The following is a 16,240-nucleotide window of genomic DNA, read 5'->3' as shown; positions in this document are numbered from 1 at the left end:
AGGATGCAGAGGAGGTTTAAATCTGAAAATATTTTTGCATCTAAATCAAATATTGGACGTTATTCATGAATAAACCTGTAGAACTGATTGTCTTTGATTGGGATGGAACTTTGTTTGATTCAGTGGGGCAGATTGTGGCAAGCCTACAGTTTGCAGCACAGCAATTTGAACAACCACTGACCCCTGAAGCGGCAAAAAGTATTATCGGTTTAGGTTTGCCCGAAGTGGCTCAAGCCTTATTTCCTAAAGTGCCTGAATTACATACTGATCTTTTGAAATGTTATGGCGATCATTATGTTGCTCATTCAACAGGTGATGCTTGGTTTGCTGGCATTGCTGAAATGTTGTATGGACTCAAAAATCAGGGTGTTCAGCTTGCGGTTGCGACGGGTAAAAGCCGTAAAGGTTTGGATCGTGTGCTGGCTCAAACCAAGAGCTATGATTTATTTGATATTACGCGTGCGGCAAGTGAAACCAAGTCTAAACCTGATCCACTGATGTTAGCTGAAATTTTAGCTTTCACAGGGGTAAAAACTGAACATGCGATTATGGTTGGGGATACTTCTTATGACTTGGAAATGGCGCAAAATATTGCCATGCCCAGAGTTGGTGTAGCATATGGTGTACATGCTAAAAATGTCTTGCAGCAGTTTAATCCTTTGACCATTGCAGATGATGTCGCAAGTTTAGATCAGTTTTTAAATCAGCAAGTGAGTACTTTCGATGTGGCTTAATCAAAGTTGATTGTTTTTCAAGGCGTATAAGGATATGCGCCTAAACTTAATTTTGAATAACAAGAAAATACGGTATGAGTCGCTCTATTTGATTACTTCATTTATTACAGCACCTCCGTGAACAGCGTTATCCTGTCACTGCACAACGTTTGGCTGAACATTTGCAAATCAGTGTGCGAAGTGTTTATCGAGATATTGAAAGTTTACGTGATCAAGGGGGCAATATTGAGGGGAGTGTAGGTTTAGGATTTCAATTGAAAGAAAACTTTCTACTTCCGCCAATGAGTTTGGATGAATCAGAAATTGAAGCGATGTATCTTGCATTACAATGGGCTAAATCTATTCCTGATCAAGCCTTGCAGCAGGCTTCACATTCGGTATTAAGCAAATTAAAAGCAGTATTGCCACAAAGAAAACAAGAATTCTTAAATGATACTTATCTAAAATCAATTCATTCATGGATCGAGGTTGATCAAACCATTGTTGAACAAGTTCGTATCGCAATTCGTTTACAAACTAAAATTCAGATTGATTATGTTGATGAGCAGAAACAGATTTCACACAGGCAATTATGGCCCTTTGCATTGGGATATTTTAACGACCAAATGTTATTGGCTGCATGGTGTGAACTACGTGAAGATTTTAGAAATTTCCGTTTAGATCGAATTCAAACGCTCATATTCACTGAGCAAATTTATCCCCAATTTAAACGCCATTTATTTCAACAATGGTGTCAAAAAGAATTTTCAAATTCAGAAGAATCACCAAGCACTACTGACAAAAACTGACACAGCTCAGTTCTATTCTAAAAAAACAATAAATACAGAGGATAGAACAATGGCTTTAACTTTATATACAAATACACAATCTCGTGGCGTTGTGGTGGATTGGCTTATTCTTGATTTGGGGATTGAGGTCGAGCGCATAGAAGTTGCATATGGTACAGAAATGAAATCAGCAGAATTTTTAAAATTAAATCCTTTTGGCAAAGTGCCTGTTTTGGTCGATGGCGATGTGGTGATTTATGAGCTAGATGCCATTTGTGCGTATTTGGCAGATCAATTCTCTGAAAAAGGTTTACCCCTGCACTTGATGATCCGAAAAGAGGTTTATATTATCGTTGGTTGTTCTTTGGTGCAGGACCTTTTGCAGCAGCCTCTGACAATGAACATTTAAAAGTTCAAGTTCTACCAGAACAAAAACTGTTTATGGGCTATGGTGATTATCAGGATACGTATCAAGCGTTGATTCAAGGTTTGGAACAAGCAAGCCCTTATTTATGCGGTTCACAATTTACGGCAGCCGATATTAGTTTAGGAGCAATGATCATGTGGCAATTAAAAATGAATTTATTACAGCCACACCCTGCGATTGAGCGCTATGTTGAGGTCATAAAACAACGTGAAAGTTTAAAGAATAATCCTGCTTTATTTGCAGCATAAAACCATTCTACTCAGATAAGCTTCTTTCATAAGAGGCTTATTTTTTTGTTGTAGATTTATACAAATAAACTTCACGCTTATTATCTTTTAGTCGTAGATGAAAAGTTTAATCAAAATATACAAAACTAAATTCTGAATGATTTGAGCATTTTTCTCTTTGATTTTTCTACGCTGTTTATGTTGATGGATAAAACAAAAAAAAGATTTATAGGTTCTAACTATTGTAAAAAATAAAATAAGTATTGGCGTAAAGTCGCCATTTTTCCGATGCTTAAACTGTTTATACACATACGCGTTTTATAGATGACCAGATACAGCTCGTCTGTCGCAATTGATCTAGTCGATCCGAGTTTTAAATCTTACTTAGTCATTTTTCATCTAAAACAGTATAAGTCCATTTTTGCAGTTTAAGGAAACATTGATGTCGAATTCTGCTGTTGTTGAAACGAGTGTTGAATCCGTTGCTTTAGCGCTTAGAGAAGCTGAACTGTCAAAAGTTGCGGTTGCACCTATTCGTCCACAATTGGGGGGTGAAAGTGCCGATGTCGATATCGCCTATGCCGCTCAAGAAGTGAATACCCAGCGTGCGCTTGCTGAGGGGCGTCGCTTAGTTGGACGCAAGATTGGTTTGACTTCAAAAGTTGTACAAGCGCAACTCGGTGTAGATCAACCTGATTTTGGGATGTTGTTTGCCGATATGGCCTATGGCGATGGTGAAGCCATTCCTGCTGGTTTGCTCATTCAACCGAAAGTTGAAGCTGAAATTGCCCTGATTATTAATAAAGATTTAACCCAAGAAAAACACACGTATGCAGACATTATCAGTGCGACTGACTATGCATTGCCTGCTGTAGAAGTGGTCGATAGTCGTATCGAAAACTGGAAAATTTCCCTGATTGATACGGTTGCAGATAATGCTTCATCTGCGGCTTATGTTTTAGGTTCACGTCCAGTGAAACTGGAAAATTTAGACCTTGTGAACTGCAAAATGGTAATGACCCGTGGTGACGAAGTGGTCTCTCAGGGGGTGGGCAAAGCATGTTTGGCAAACCCTTTAAACGCGGCAGTGTGGTTGGCTGATGAAATGGTTCGTCGTGGTCGTCCACTCTTGGCTGGTGACATTATCCTTACAGGTGCGCTTGGCCCAATGGTTGTTGCAAACCCAGGTGACGAATTCAAAGTTGAGATTGAAGGTTTTGGTTCAGTTGTTGCTGCTTTCGCTGCTGAATAACGTTTTTATATAAATCGGAATTTTAGAGAGTACATTCATGAAAAAGATTAAATGTGCATTGATTGGTCCGGGTAATATCGGCACAGATTTGCTTTACAAACTTCAACGTAGCGAATGGTTAGAACCGGTGTGGATGGTGGGGATTGACTCTACTTCAGAAGGTTTGGCACGTGCAGCGGAAATGGGTTTAAAAATAACAAGCGATGGTGTGGACGGTTTGTTGCCACATGTATTAGCAGACAATATTCAAATTGCTTTTGATGCAACCTCTGCCTATGTGCATGCTGAAAACAGCCGCAAACTAAATGAACTTGGCGTACAAATGATTGATTTAACGCCTGCGGCGATTGGTCCATTTTGCGTACCACCGGTAAACCTTACTGCATTGCTTGAACAAGGTGAATTACCAAACGTCAACATGGTGACCTGTGGTGGTCAAGCTACGATTCCGATGGTGGCGGCAGTGTCACGTGTTCAGCCTGTGAGCTATGGTGAAATTATCGCAACGGTATCGACTAAATCTGTAGGCCCAGGTACACGTAAAAACATTGATGAATTTACCCGCACTACTGCGGGTGCCATTGAGAAAGTTGGCGGTGCGAAAGCGGGTAAAGCGATTATCATCATCAATCCTGCTGAGCCACCACTTATGATGCGTGATACGGTTCATTGCCTCGTTGAAGGTGAACCCGATCAAGTGGCAATTACGGCATCAGTGCATGCCATGATCAAGGAAGTTCAAAAATATGTACCGGGTTATAAACTAGTGAATGGCCCAGTATTTGATGATAACCGTGTTTCTATCTATTTAGAAGTTGAAGGTTTAGGGGATTACTTGCCTAAATATGCCGGTAACCTCGATATTATGACAGCGGCAGCTGCACGGACTGCAGAAATGTTTGCAGAGCGTTTAATTGCACAACAAGCAACCACTGAAGCGGTATAAGGAGCAACCATATGTCTAAGATTATTGTTCATGATATGACTTTGCGTGATGGTATGCACCCACAGCGCCATCAAACGACTGTTGAGCAAATGATTGCGATTTCAACCGCCCTTGATGATGCAGGTGTACCTTTAATAGAAGTTACCCATGGTGATGGCCTTGGTGGTTCATCGGTGAACTACGGTTTTGCTGCGGCAACGGATGAGGAATATTTGTCTGCGGTTGTGCCACGTATGAAGAATGCGAAAGTATCGGCACTTCTTTTACCGGGGATTGGTACGGTTGACCATTTAAAAATGGCACATGAAATTGGTGTTTCAACGATTCGTGTTGCAACGCACTGTACAGAAGCAGACTGTTCAGAACAGCACATCACTGCTGCACGTAAATTAGAGATGGATACTGTGGGCTTCTTAATGTTGGCTCATATGGCAACACCGACTCAATTGCTTGAAGAAGCGAAAAAAATGGTGTCTTACGGTGCGAACTGTATTTATGTGACTGACTCTGCCGGTTATATGCTGCCACAAGATGTAACTGATCGTGTTGCTTGTTTGCGTGACAGCCTTGACCCGAGTATTGAACTTGGCTTCCATGGTCACCATAACTTAGGTATGGGTGTTGCCAATACCGTGGCTGCTGTTCAAGCGGGCGCGATACGGGTTGACTTGGCTTCTGCTGGTTTAGGTGCTGGAGCGGGCAATACACCACTTGAACTATTCATTGCCGTTGCGAATCGCATGGGGATGGATACAGGTGTTGATTTGTTTAAAGTTCAAGATGTTGCTGAAGATTTGGTGATTCCTATAATGTTGAACCCGATTCGTGCTGACCGTGATGCAGCAACTTTAGGTTATGCAGGCGTTTACTCATCATTCTTGTTATTTGCGAAACGTGCTGAAGCCAAATATGGTGTATCTGCACGCGAAATCTTAATGGAATTGGGTCGCCGCGGTACAGTAGGTGGTCAAGAAGACATGATCGAAGATTTGGCATTAACCATGTCTAAGGCCAAAGAACTGCAAGCTTAGTCGTCGTACTGATGTTTCAGTTAGAAAAGCACCTTTCATAGGTGCTTTTTATTGGCTGATGTAAAGGCATTTGATTAAGCATGGGGATGGTCATCTGCTTTTTTTAATGCAAAACGTGATTCATTGTTTAGAAAAATACAAAAAGTTAATAGATAAAAAATATCATGCCATACGCCAGTTATATTAATTTTTTCAAATATTTAGCTGAAAGAAAACCGCAGTTAAACTTAAAAGCGATCAGTTGTTTTTATTTGACGCAAATATCCCTGTTCTTTTATAAAAATAAGCCCGTGAACAAAGGCTTATAAAAAGTTGAATAAAATATCTGCAAAATATCTTATTGCTTTAAGTTCTAAACCAGCTTGGCATATAGATTCAGAAAGTCGTAATCATGCGTTAAAGGCATGAAAGCTTAATACTGTAGTCGGATTTCGCAACTTAGGATTGTTGAGCATGATGGCGCTATAGCTTAATTTGATCACTGGGAATTTAGCCATGCGTCGTCAAACACTATGGATAGCAATCTGTGCTGCTGCGGCAACACTAGGTACAACTGCAACGAATGCAGAATTTATCGACGATAGCCAAGTCCAATTAAAATTCAAAAACTTCTATTTAGATCGGCAATATGCCGATCTTCCACAAAACAACTGGGGCAGTTGGTCTCAAGCCGTGACTTTAGATGCTAAGTCTGGTTATGCCGATTTAGGTGCTGTAAAAGTAGGCGCTGATGTCTTGGTTCAACATGCTGTACGTTTGAACGGTCGTGATAAAAATCCAGATTGGGTTTTACCGCATGACGGTGAAAAACAAGCGCGTGACTTTGGTAAAGTGGGGGCAACTTTAAAAGCCAAAGTGTCGCAAACTGAATTGAAGGTCGGTGAAATTTTGCCTGTTTCGCCAGTATTGGTTTTTGACCCATCGCGTCAGTTGCTGACCACGTATAGCGGGGCATGGTTAGAGTCGAAAGACATTAAAGATACCAAGTTAACCTTGGCGTATATTGATGGCATTAACAACCGTTATGACAACCAATTCCGCGAATTAACTAAATTTGCACCACCTGCCTATGACCATGGTGCAGAAGCGGATGGGATGTACATTGCGGGTATTGATCATCAATTGAATAAGAATATTGGTGCAAGCTACTGGTATGCAGATGTGCAAGATATCTACCAGCAGCATTATGTCGCTGTGAATTACAAAACCATATTAGGTGCCAAGGCAAAATTAGATAGCCATATCCGTTATTTCGATAACTCGGAATCAGGTGATCAATTGTATGGAAATATTGATAATCAGGCGCTATCTGTAGGTGCTAAAATTAATCATGGCGCACATACCTTTGGTTTGGGCTATCAACAGATGTTTGGTAAAAATGCATTCCCAACCATTGGTGGTTGGGTGCCACAACCCTATTTAGTGAACTGGGGTATAGCTACATTTACCAATGTGAATGAAAAATCATGGGGCTTTACTTATGCTTATGATTTCTCTGAATTGGGTGCGAAAGGCTTAAATGCCACAGCAGTTTATTTCACGGGTTATGATGCTGATGTAGCCGGTAAGCAAGAACAAAAATCAGATGAAATTAATCTGATGGTGAATTACACCATTCCAGAAGGTAAGTTCAAAGGTTTAGGCATTCAAGGGATGTATATTGATGCTGACTTTGACTGGAAAACGGACTTAAAAGAGTATCGTATTGCGACAACCTATAGCTATAAATTCTAATCATCTGATGGAAAAAGAGCGGCTGTTAATCGGTCGCTCTTTTTTTGAGCTTAAGCATGTTGAGCTTGAAATGTCTGAGCTAAATTTTGGCGATGAATTAATTTTAAATATATTAAAAACAAAGACTTAAATTATCGTTTTTTTTATGGTTTATCATCGTTATTAAGTATCAGTTTGTGCTTGATGAACATGTAATATTAGGCTGTAAAATTGTCGAATTTATTATCATTCAGCGTGTCATTGAGTCAATCAAACACGTATCAATGCTGCACGAGGAGTATATATGAGTACTGTCCAAATCCCTGAATATACAACCGATTCATTCTTTGGCTTAGAAGATAAATGGATTGAAACTGCGGAAGGTGAGTTAACTCACTATCACGAACTGGGTGAAGGCACGCCTATTCTTTTCTTGCATGGTTCAGGTACAGGTGTATCTGCTGCGGCAAACTGGTGGTTGAACCTGCCACAGATTGCTGAACAAGCCCGTTGTATCGCAATTGACACCATTGGTTATGGTCAAACTGTTGTTGCACCCAATACGGCATATGGTATTCGTGCTTGGGTTGATCACGCCATCCGTACTTTAGATGCTTTGGGCATTGAAAAAACTTGGGTGGTGGGTAACTCATTGGGCGGTTGGTTAGCATTCCAAATGGTCTTAGATTATCCAGAGCGTGTGCTCGGAATCGTATCAATGGGTACAGGGGGGGCGAAACAAACAGCGGCACTCAAAGCACATGCAAATCCAGTTTTAACAGAGGAAGGTATCAAGCAAACTCTGTCTATGTTTGTCGTGAACAAAGATTTGATTACCGATGAATTGGTTAAAGTACGTTTTGATTCTGCCAAAAATGACTATGCATCTAACCGTCTGATGGATGTGGTTGGCGCACGTGACCGTGACCGTTTTGAGTTCCCACTCGACTTTGAAAAAATGAAAGATATTACTGTTCCAGTTTTACTGATTCATGGCGTACAAGATGTGGTGATTCCTGTATCTCGTTCATGGGATATCTTGAATATTGTTCCACATGCGGATGCACATATTTTCAGTCAATGTGGTCACTGGTCTCAAGTTGAAAAATCTGAAGAATTTAATACGGTGATTAAAGATTACTTAACTGCGCGCGGCGTATAATCTGCTTGAATTTAGTGATAAAAAAAGAGGGTGGCTTTTGCCATCCTTTTTTATTTTTTGAAATCCATGTCGACCCACTATTTGTATAAGCTCTTTTGTTCAGCAGACCACATGTCCTGATGTAATTTATTTGGGGGATAAGATGAGTTTGACTTTAAGCCATAATGAAACTGGCTGCGACATTGATACTGATAGCCAAAATAGTGGTGTTAAATCCATATGCCAAGATCAGGTGTAAAGTGTTCAACACTCGCATAGATTGGCTGGTCACTGAGACATCTGCCGTTTGAGCAGACGTGCCAATTACATAACTAAAATATAAAAAGTCGGGATAGGTTGGTTGCGGTGATTTGGGGAAATCTAAGCCGCCGTCTTGATGTTTTTCCAATGCCAAATAAAAGTCATGCGCATAATGAATAGCAAAGATGGTATGCATAAAGAACCAAGCAGAAATAATAGTCAGGATGGATAAAATTAAGTGCCCTGTTCGAATGGTGGGATCTGCGGGTAAGTGATAAATTTCAATAATAATAGCAATAAAGCACATGATTAATGTCATGACGACCAGCAGTAAAATAATCCATTTACTGGCATCTTGTTGCAGTGCTCGCTGTAAAATATGCGCATGATCTGTGCGCCATAGTTTTTTTATGGTTAAGAATAAATAGTTATAAATTGAGACATTCCAACTGATTAAAAGACAGCTAGACCAACTCCATTGGGTCAGCCATTGTAAAAAATAATACAACACTGCGATGGATGGAAAGATGATAAAAAAATAAGGGTGGTATTGAACACCTATCTTGATCCGATGCAGTGAGTGTATTTTCATAATGCTCTCTATGTCTGTCTTTATTTTTTATTAAAATTTTAATAATACAGCGGTGAGTTTATTAGACTTAAGTTGTAATTTTTTGATTATGATATATTTTTATAAGTTAATAGAAGAAAAGTTATACGTTATTTCCCATTAAGAAGGGCTTTATCATCAATAAATAGTCTAAGACTTAAGTCTTTGCAGTACAAAATAAAGATAAAAATAGGTAAAAAAAGACACCATCATTTATCAAAAAAATAATGGTGTGCTTAATTTAAAAAAGAAAGTGAGTAAATGGCCTAATCACGATTGATATTTAGATAAAACACGCGGGTGAGTAGTTCAACAAATTTATGAACTGCGATAGAACTACTGTTTTTATGGTAACTGACGTACAAGTCCAAATGCGGCAGTTCAACATCAAGAGCGCGAATGACCGTATTGTCCATGGTCAATGGTGCAACGTAGCCGGGTAAGATGGTGCAACCTAAACCCATGCCAACTGAGTTGATATTAAACAAGATATTATCGGCTTTTTGTACAATATTAAATTCAATACCGTTGGTTTTGGCAAAATCTAGAATGGTATTGTGGAGTGTCAGAGATTGTTCCGCAGCAGGAATGATAAAATCAATATTATTCAATGCCTTAACTGGGATTCGTTCATATTTTGCTAAAGGATGATTTTCCGGTAAAAGAAAGAGTAACGGTTCACGAAGTACAAATAAGCTTTCTATTTCATCACTGTTTAAATTCTGACGAGTAAAAGTAGCATCCAAATCGCCTTTCTTTAACAGCTTCATTTGCTCAGTATTATTGAGACTAAGTAATTCGATTTTAAAATCGGCGTTTTGTACCCGTAAATTGGGTAACACATAAGGAAAGATTTTCATCTCTGCAACAGGAACAAAACCAATACGCAACATTTGCTGCTTGGCTTGTGAGACTTGGCGCGCCATAGCAACGGCTTTGTCTGCTTGAGCCAATGTTAAACGCGCTTGCTCTAGAAATACGGCACCTTCTTCCGTCAGTTCAACTTTGCGTTTGGTACGATAGAGCAGTTGTACGCCAACATCTTCTTCTAGGTCTTTAATTTGCTGACTTAAAGAGGGTTGGGCAGTATAAAGCTTTAACGCCGCTTTACTAAAGTTAAGTTCTTCTGCAACGGTAATAAAATATCTTAGGTGTCGTAATTCCATATAATCTAGTCCAATGAGTAATCCAAAAAATGTCTTACTATAATTTGGCAAGAGTATAATCTATAAACAACTATGCCGTGAAGGTGATTCTGCCATTTAGAAAATAAATGGTTTTTAATTTTTCATGACCATTTGAATATAAGAAAAAATGCTGTGAATAATCCATAAAATATCTTAATTGAAACAAAAAAAATATTTCACCAAAACCATCTAAATATCCATTATCGATGAAAAGTTGAGTCTATTTACGTTGTGCCGTTGTCGGTCACAGGAGAGCTTTTCATGAATGGAAAAATTGATGTGCGCGAAATTGACGCTTTAGTCGATGCACAAAATGGACGTATCTCGCCATATATTTATACCGATCCAGATTTATATGAATTAGAGCTTGAACGCGTTTTTGGTCGTACTTGGTTATTCCTTTGTCATGAAAGCCAAATTCCTAAAGCGGGTGACTTTTTCAATACTTATATGGGCGAAGACCCGATTATTGTGGCGCGTCAAAAAGAGGGCTCAATCAAAGCATTTTTAAACCAATGCCGTCATCGCTCTATGCGTGTGAGCTTTGCAGACTGTGGTAATACGCGTGCATTTACTTGCTCATACCATGGTTGGTCTTACGGTGTTGATGGTTCACTCAAAGACATTCCACTAGAAGATCGTGCCTTCCCACAAGGTGCATGCAAAGAGAAATGGGGGCTGGTTGAGGTGAATCGTGTTGAGTCTTATAAGGGCTTAATCTTTGGCTGTTGGGATGAAACCACACCTGATTTAATCGAATACATGGGCGACATTGCTTGGTACCTTGATGGTGTCGTTGATCGTCGTTCGGGTGGTACGGAGATCATTGGTGGTGTGCATAAGTGGGAAATCGAATGTAACTGGAAATTTGCAGCGGAACAGTTTGCATCGGATCAATATCATGCCTTGTTCTCTCACGCATCTGCAATCCAAGTTTTGGGTGCAAAACCAGATGATGAAGGCTCTAAAAAATTAGGCGCTGCACAAACAGCACGACCAGTATGGGAAACGGCTAAAGATGCGATCCAATACGGCGCGCGTGGTCATGGTTCAGGCTTCTTCTTTACTGAAAAACCCGATGCAAATGTATGGGTAGACGGTGAGGTAGCCAATTACTTCCGTGAAACTTTTGAGGAAGTAAAGGAACGCTTGGGCGAAACGCGTGCATTACGTTTGGCGGGTCACAACAACATGTTCCCAACCATGTCTTGGTTGAACGGTACTGCGACACTTCGCGTATGGCACCCACGAGGTCCTAACAAAACTGAAGTCTGGGCATTTTGTATAGCCGATGCTGAAGCCTCGCAAGACGTGAAAGAAGCCTTTGAACGTTCTGCAACGCGTGCTTTTGGTCCCGCAGGTTTCTTAGAGCAAGATGACTCTGAAAACTGGATTGAGATTCAAAAAGTATTACGCGGTTATAAAGCACGTAATAACAAACTGATTATGGAAATGGGCTTAGGTAACGAGAAAAAACGTGAAGATGGTATCCCTGGGATCACCAACTACATTTTCTCTGAAACTGCCGCACGTGGCTTATACCGTCGTTGGGCAGACTTGTTGACCCATGAAACATGGGAAGAGGTAGAAAAAGCCGCTGACCAATATGAGAAGGAGCTCATAAAATGAGCCAGATCAGTTTAGAACTTCATCACGATATCAGCCAGTTTCTCTATGCAGAGGCAAAATTACTGGATGACTGGAAATTCCGTGATTGGTTAGCCGTACTCGCTGATGATATTTCTTATACTTTACGTACTACGCCCAATGCACAAACTCGTGACCGTCGTCGTTCAGTTGAACCACCAACCACTTGGGTATTTAACGATAGCAAAGATTTGCTGGAACGCCGTGTTGCGCGTCTTGAAACAGGTATGGCATGGGCTGAAGAGCCGCCTTCACGAACCACACATATGGTGTCGAACGTGATTGTAGAGCCGACTGATGTGGAAGGCGAGTACGACGTGTATGTTACGTACTTGTTGTACCGTACACAAAAAGAGAAAGACGTAACGATCTACTGCGGTAAGCGTCATGACAAATTACGTCAAGTTGAAGATGGCCTCGGCTTCCAAATTTTCAACCGTAAAATTACCTTAGATCAAGTGACTTATAACTCACATAACCTGAGTGTGTTCTTCTAATGAATAAGATTTTTGTTTGCCAAATTGGCGAATTAGACGAAGGCGCAGCGCTAAAAGTAGATTGCGGCATAAATGGGATTGAAGCACTTGCAGTATTCAACAATGGTGGTGAGTTCTTTGCCATGAATGACCGTTGTTCACATGGTAATGCATCAATGTCTGAAGGTTATCTTGAAGATGATGGCACGGTTGAATGTCCATTGCATTCAGCACGGTTCTGCTTAAAAACAGGTGAAGCATTGTGCCTACCAGCAACTGATCCAATCAAAACATTCTCTGTGATTGTTGAAGATGGTCAATTGTTCGTAGAAATGGCAGGAGAGTAATCATGGGTTGGCTACAAGGAGAAGTTGCACTTATTACTGGTGGCGGTTCAGGCTTAGGCTGGGCTTTGGTCGAGCGTTTCTTGGAGGAAGGCGCACAGGTTGCGGTCCTTCAGCGTTCACAAGCTAAAGTGGATGCTTTGCAAGAACACTTTGGTGACCGCATTCTTGCAATTGCGGGTGATGTGGCCAACTACGCGGACAATGTCCATGCTGTTCAAGCCACGGTTGAACATTTTGGTAAGCTGGATTGCTTCATCGGTAATGCTGGTATTTGGGATCATTACGCAGATATCGTCAATACTTCAGGTGAGCAGTTAGAAAAAGCCTTTGATGAAATCATGGGCATTAATACCAAATCACTTATTTTGGGGGCTAAGGCTGCTCTGGATGCATTGATAGCTTCTGAAGGGTCGATCATATTTACTTTGTCTAATTCAGCTTTGTACTCGGCAGGCGGAGGCCCCATATATACAGCCTCTAAGCATGCAGGTGTAGGCGTGATGAAAGAATTGGCTTATGAACTTGCGCCTAAAGTACGAGTGAATGCAGTCGCGCCGTCGGGTATGAATGTCAATATCAAAGGGGCTGCATCACTCGGTCAGGAAAATTTGGGTCTGCTCGATGCGCGTGACCCTGAAAAGATTGCTCGTGGTATGCCGTTAAATTTCTTACCAGAACCTGAAGACATGACGGGTTCATACGTCCTGTTGGCATCGCGTCAAAACAACCGTCCACTGACTGGTGTTTTAATTAATGCCGAATGTGGTCTTGGAATCCGTGGTTTACGTCAACCGCGTGCAGGTTTTTTTGACGAGTAATTTTAGCGTTAGTATCTTATTTTTAATCAGCCTAGATTTAAAGTAAATAAGGTACAGCCATAAATAACTTCAAAAGTTTGTATGGTTTTGCGTAGGCATTGCCTTACTTTTGAAGGATGAGCAGTGTACTGCGTAAGGTAACAAAAATCCCTTGTTGGGTGAGAGGTTCATCCCTGAAACCTTCACCCAACGGCGACATCCATGTCGCCAACCAAGATAATGAATAGCATTGTGAACTCTATATTTAATTCGACAGCATTTCATAACGATTTAAGTCATTTGCTAAAGGATTAACTTGGTAACTGTATTTTTAGCAGATATTTCAATTTCGGAGTCACATATGACCGTTAAACTGATTTGTGCTTCACATAGCCCACTCATGGAATTTGCTTCGCCACAGCGTGCAGAGCAGGAAATCAACGTTCGTGCTGCATTTGACAAAATGGCGGCTGAAGTCAAAGCCTTTGATCCAACTTTAATTATTACTTTTGGACCCGACCATTTTAACGGTTTCTTTTACGACTTAATGCCAAGTTTCTGTGTTGGTATTCGTGCCACAGCCGCAGGTGATTGGAATTATGGCGCAGAGAACAACAAGATTAATGTGCCAGAAGAAACAGCCATTAATTTAGTGCGTCGTGTCTTGGATGAAGGAGTGGATGTTGCTTATTCTTACCGTATGCAGGCCGACCATGGTGTCACTCAACCGCTACATTTTTTATGTGGTGGACAACTGGATCGTTATCCAACCATTCCAGTCTTTATTAATGGTGCAGCAGCACCAATGCCAACGACTAAACGTACGGTTGCTTTAGGTCGTGCTATTGGTCAGTTCATCAAATCACTGAATCTTGAAAATGAACGGGTGTTGATTTTAGGCACAGGGGGATTGTCGCATGATCCGCCAACACCGCAACTGGGTTCAGTTCCGCCTGAAGTAGAAGAGTTTCTAATTGCAGGACGCAATCCATCCACTGAGGCACGTCATGCGCGTCAAGCCAAAATTATTGCTGTGGGGCAAAAATTGGCAGCAGGCGATACCTCTGTTGCCGTGCCTTTAAATGCAGCATGGGATATTGCCTTACTTGAAACTTTTTAAAATGCTGATTTTGCTGCAATTGAGGCGATGACTGAAGCCGATATTCGCCGTGACGGTGGTCGTGGTGGTCAGGAGGTTCGCTCATGGATTGCCGCATTTGCAGCATTGTCTGAATTGGGCGAATACCAAATGACGACTCAAGTCTATGAAGCAATTAGTGAATGGATTGCTGGCTTTGGCATTGTATCGGCAGAATTGAAAAACTAAGGAATGACGGACATGAGCCAAACGCATATTGAAAGCATTGTTATAGTCGGTGCTGGTCAAGCTGGTGCAAGCGCAATTTTAGAACTTCGTGCTAATAAATATCAAGGCAAAATCATTTTGGTCGGTGATGAGACACATCTGCCTTATGAGCGTCCACCGTTGTCTAAAGATGTGATCTTCAACCCTTGCGATACTAAAATTGAAATCTTGTCACCACCAAAACTGGCAGATTTGAATGTTGAGATGATTCGTGGCAATGGCGCGGTGAAAATCAATAGCGATGCTCACAGCATTGAGCTTAAAAATGGTGACATTGTTGCTTACGATAAATTATTGCTTGCAACAGGCGGTGCTGCACGTCGTTTGCCAAATTTTGACGCTTTGGGTAAACACGTTTATACCTTACGTAACCTTGAAGACTCTCAAGCCTTAGTCCCTGTACTACAAGCAGGTCGCCGTATTATCTTGATCGGTGGCGGGGTAATTGGTCTGGAACTCGCATCAAGCGCACGGTTTAAAGATTGTGCTGTGACCGTAATTGAAATGGGTTCGATGGTGATGGGGCGTTGTTCACCGCTTATCCTCAGTGAGTTTTTGCTTGAACAGCATCGTGCTAAAGGTGTCGATATTCGTCTTGCAACGCAAATCGCTAATTGCCGACTGGATCAAAAGCAGGATGGCGACGAAATTGTAGTCACTTTGGCTTCTGGTGAAGAACTTCGTGCCGATGCTGTGGTTTATGGTATTGGCATTGTACCCAATGCGCAACTGGCGATTGATGCTGGCTTAGATGTGGATGTGGCAATTAAAGTCAATCAAAATTGTCAAACGTCAAATCCAGACATTTATGCCGCAGGTGATGTCGCCACTCAATTACGTGACTGTGGTCATCACCGCCGTGTTGAAACTTGGGAAAATGCCAACCTTCAAGCGGGGATTTTTGCGCGTCATGTGATGGGGGCGGAACATCCGAAAGCCAATCCAGCGTGGTTCTGGACCGATCAACTGGATATTAACGTCCAATTTGTCGGTGATATGGCTGCGGCTGAATGGCATATCCGTGGTGAAATGGATGCAACGAAGGGTGCAGATAACTCATTTGTGATGTATGGTGTGACTGATGGTCAAATTGTTGCAGGTATTACCGTCAATACCGGCAAAGAAATGCGACATTTGAAAAAAATGATCAGTAAAAATACGGCATTTGAAATGGAAAAGCATTTGGATGTCGCACAAGATTTACGCAAAATTGCTTAAAACTGATAAAGTTATTTTGAATAGACCTGTGCCCAGCACAGGTCTATTTTTTTATGTATGTTTAATGTTGTATTTATCAAAATTGCAGGTTTA

The 16,240-nt window shown here is 41.1% G+C and carries 13 protein-coding genes and 3 pseudogenes; 14 read left to right on the top strand and 2 right to left on the bottom strand.

From position 1 onward, the window contains the following. The first annotated feature begins 65 nt into the window (after nt 1-65). The 8 genes and pseudogenes from B9T25_RS04165 (at nt 66) to B9T25_RS04130 (ending at nt 8,259) form a co-directional block, all read left to right on the top strand. Entirely contained in the window at nt 66-734 is a 669-nt protein-coding gene (locus B9T25_RS04165; protein WP_086187223.1) for an HAD-IA family hydrolase, read from the top strand. Between the two features lie 74 nt (nt 735-808). Next, nucleotides 809-1,522: pseudogene (locus tag B9T25_RS04160) on the top strand (helix-turn-helix transcriptional regulator). 49 nt (nt 1,523-1,571) lie between these two features. After that, nucleotides 1,572-2,176, top strand: a pseudogene (locus B9T25_RS04155) (glutathione S-transferase family protein). 421 nt (nt 2,177-2,597) lie between these two features. Further along, nucleotides 2,598-3,407: a fumarylacetoacetate hydrolase family protein gene (locus tag B9T25_RS04150; RefSeq protein ID WP_074943727.1), complete on the top strand. Its 810-nt coding sequence runs from the start codon at nt 2,598-2,600 to the stop codon at nt 3,405-3,407. A gap of 37 nt (nt 3,408-3,444) precedes the next feature. Continuing rightward, a complete protein-coding gene (locus tag B9T25_RS04145; RefSeq protein ID WP_086187222.1) occupies nt 3,445-4,353 on the top strand; it encodes an acetaldehyde dehydrogenase (acetylating) in 909 nt (302 codons plus the stop codon). An 11-nt stretch (nt 4,354-4,364) separates the two neighbouring features. Beyond that, entirely contained in the window at nt 4,365-5,384 is a 1,020-nt protein-coding gene (dmpG, locus tag B9T25_RS04140) for a 4-hydroxy-2-oxovalerate aldolase (RefSeq protein ID WP_086187221.1), read from the top strand. 495 nt (nt 5,385-5,879) lie between these two features. Beyond that, a complete protein-coding gene (locus B9T25_RS04135; protein WP_086187220.1) occupies nt 5,880-7,118 on the top strand; it encodes an OprD family outer membrane porin in 1,239 nt (412 codons plus the stop codon). 283 nt (nt 7,119-7,401) lie between these two features. Next, nucleotides 7,402-8,259 carry an alpha/beta fold hydrolase gene (locus tag B9T25_RS04130; RefSeq protein WP_086187219.1) on the top strand — a complete coding sequence of 286 codons (858 nt, stop codon included), beginning with the start codon at nt 7,402-7,404 and terminating at the stop codon, nt 8,257-8,259. A gap of 154 nt (nt 8,260-8,413) precedes the next feature. Here the strand turns inward: B9T25_RS04130 and B9T25_RS04125 are convergent, their stop codons facing one another. Then, nucleotides 8,414-9,091 (bottom strand): DUF1345 domain-containing protein, encoded by a 678-nt coding sequence (locus tag B9T25_RS04125; protein ID WP_086187218.1) that lies wholly within the window; start codon nt 9,089-9,091, stop codon nt 8,414-8,416. Nucleotides 9,092-9,375: 284 nt separating this feature from the next. Then, complete coding sequence (gene hcaR / locus B9T25_RS04120; protein ID WP_086187217.1) at nt 9,376-10,275, bottom strand: DNA-binding transcriptional regulator HcaR; 900 nt, start codon at nt 10,273-10,275, stop codon at nt 9,376-9,378. Nucleotides 10,276-10,557: 282 nt separating this feature from the next. On the opposite strand from hcaR, the gene hcaE reads away from it, so the two are divergent. The 6 genes and pseudogenes from hcaE (at nt 10,558) to hcaD (ending at nt 16,147) form a co-directional block, all read left to right on the top strand. Next, the gene (gene hcaE, locus B9T25_RS04115; RefSeq protein ID WP_086187216.1) at nt 10,558-11,925 is read left to right on the top strand and encodes a 3-phenylpropionate/cinnamic acid dioxygenase subunit alpha; all 1,368 of its coding nucleotides are present in this window, start codon (nt 10,558-10,560) and stop codon (nt 11,923-11,925) included. Beyond that, nucleotides 11,922-12,440 carry a 3-phenylpropionate/cinnamic acid dioxygenase subunit beta gene (gene hcaF / locus B9T25_RS04110; RefSeq protein WP_086187215.1) on the top strand — a complete coding sequence of 173 codons (519 nt, stop codon included), beginning with the start codon at nt 11,922-11,924 and terminating at the stop codon, nt 12,438-12,440. The genes hcaE and hcaF overlap by 4 nt, the downstream gene beginning before the upstream one ends. After that, a complete protein-coding gene (gene hcaC / locus B9T25_RS04105; RefSeq protein ID WP_086187214.1) occupies nt 12,440-12,766 on the top strand; it encodes a 3-phenylpropionate/cinnamic acid dioxygenase ferredoxin subunit in 327 nt (108 codons plus the stop codon). The genes hcaF and hcaC overlap by 1 nt, the downstream gene beginning before the upstream one ends. Nucleotides 12,767-12,768: 2 nt before the next feature. Continuing rightward, nucleotides 12,769-13,584 carry a 3-phenylpropionate-dihydrodiol/cinnamic acid-dihydrodiol dehydrogenase gene (gene hcaB / locus B9T25_RS04100; RefSeq protein ID WP_086187213.1) on the top strand — a complete coding sequence of 272 codons (816 nt, stop codon included), beginning with the start codon at nt 12,769-12,771 and terminating at the stop codon, nt 13,582-13,584. A 340-nt stretch (nt 13,585-13,924) separates the two neighbouring features. Beyond that, nucleotides 13,925-14,890: pseudogene (locus B9T25_RS04095) on the top strand (3-carboxyethylcatechol 2,3-dioxygenase). A gap of 12 nt (nt 14,891-14,902) precedes the next feature. Then, nucleotides 14,903-16,147 carry a 3-phenylpropionate/cinnamic acid dioxygenase ferredoxin--NAD(+) reductase subunit gene (gene hcaD / locus B9T25_RS04090; RefSeq protein WP_086187212.1) on the top strand — a complete coding sequence of 415 codons (1,245 nt, stop codon included), beginning with the start codon at nt 14,903-14,905 and terminating at the stop codon, nt 16,145-16,147. Nucleotides 16,148-16,240: the final 93 nt, after the last annotated feature.

This window comes from Acinetobacter sp. ANC 4470, from assembly GCF_002135335.1.
Classification (GTDB): domain Bacteria; phylum Pseudomonadota; class Gammaproteobacteria; order Pseudomonadales; family Moraxellaceae; genus Acinetobacter.
The sequence above is the reverse complement of the archived record's forward strand: the minus strand, read 5'-3'. Positions and strand labels throughout refer to the sequence as shown.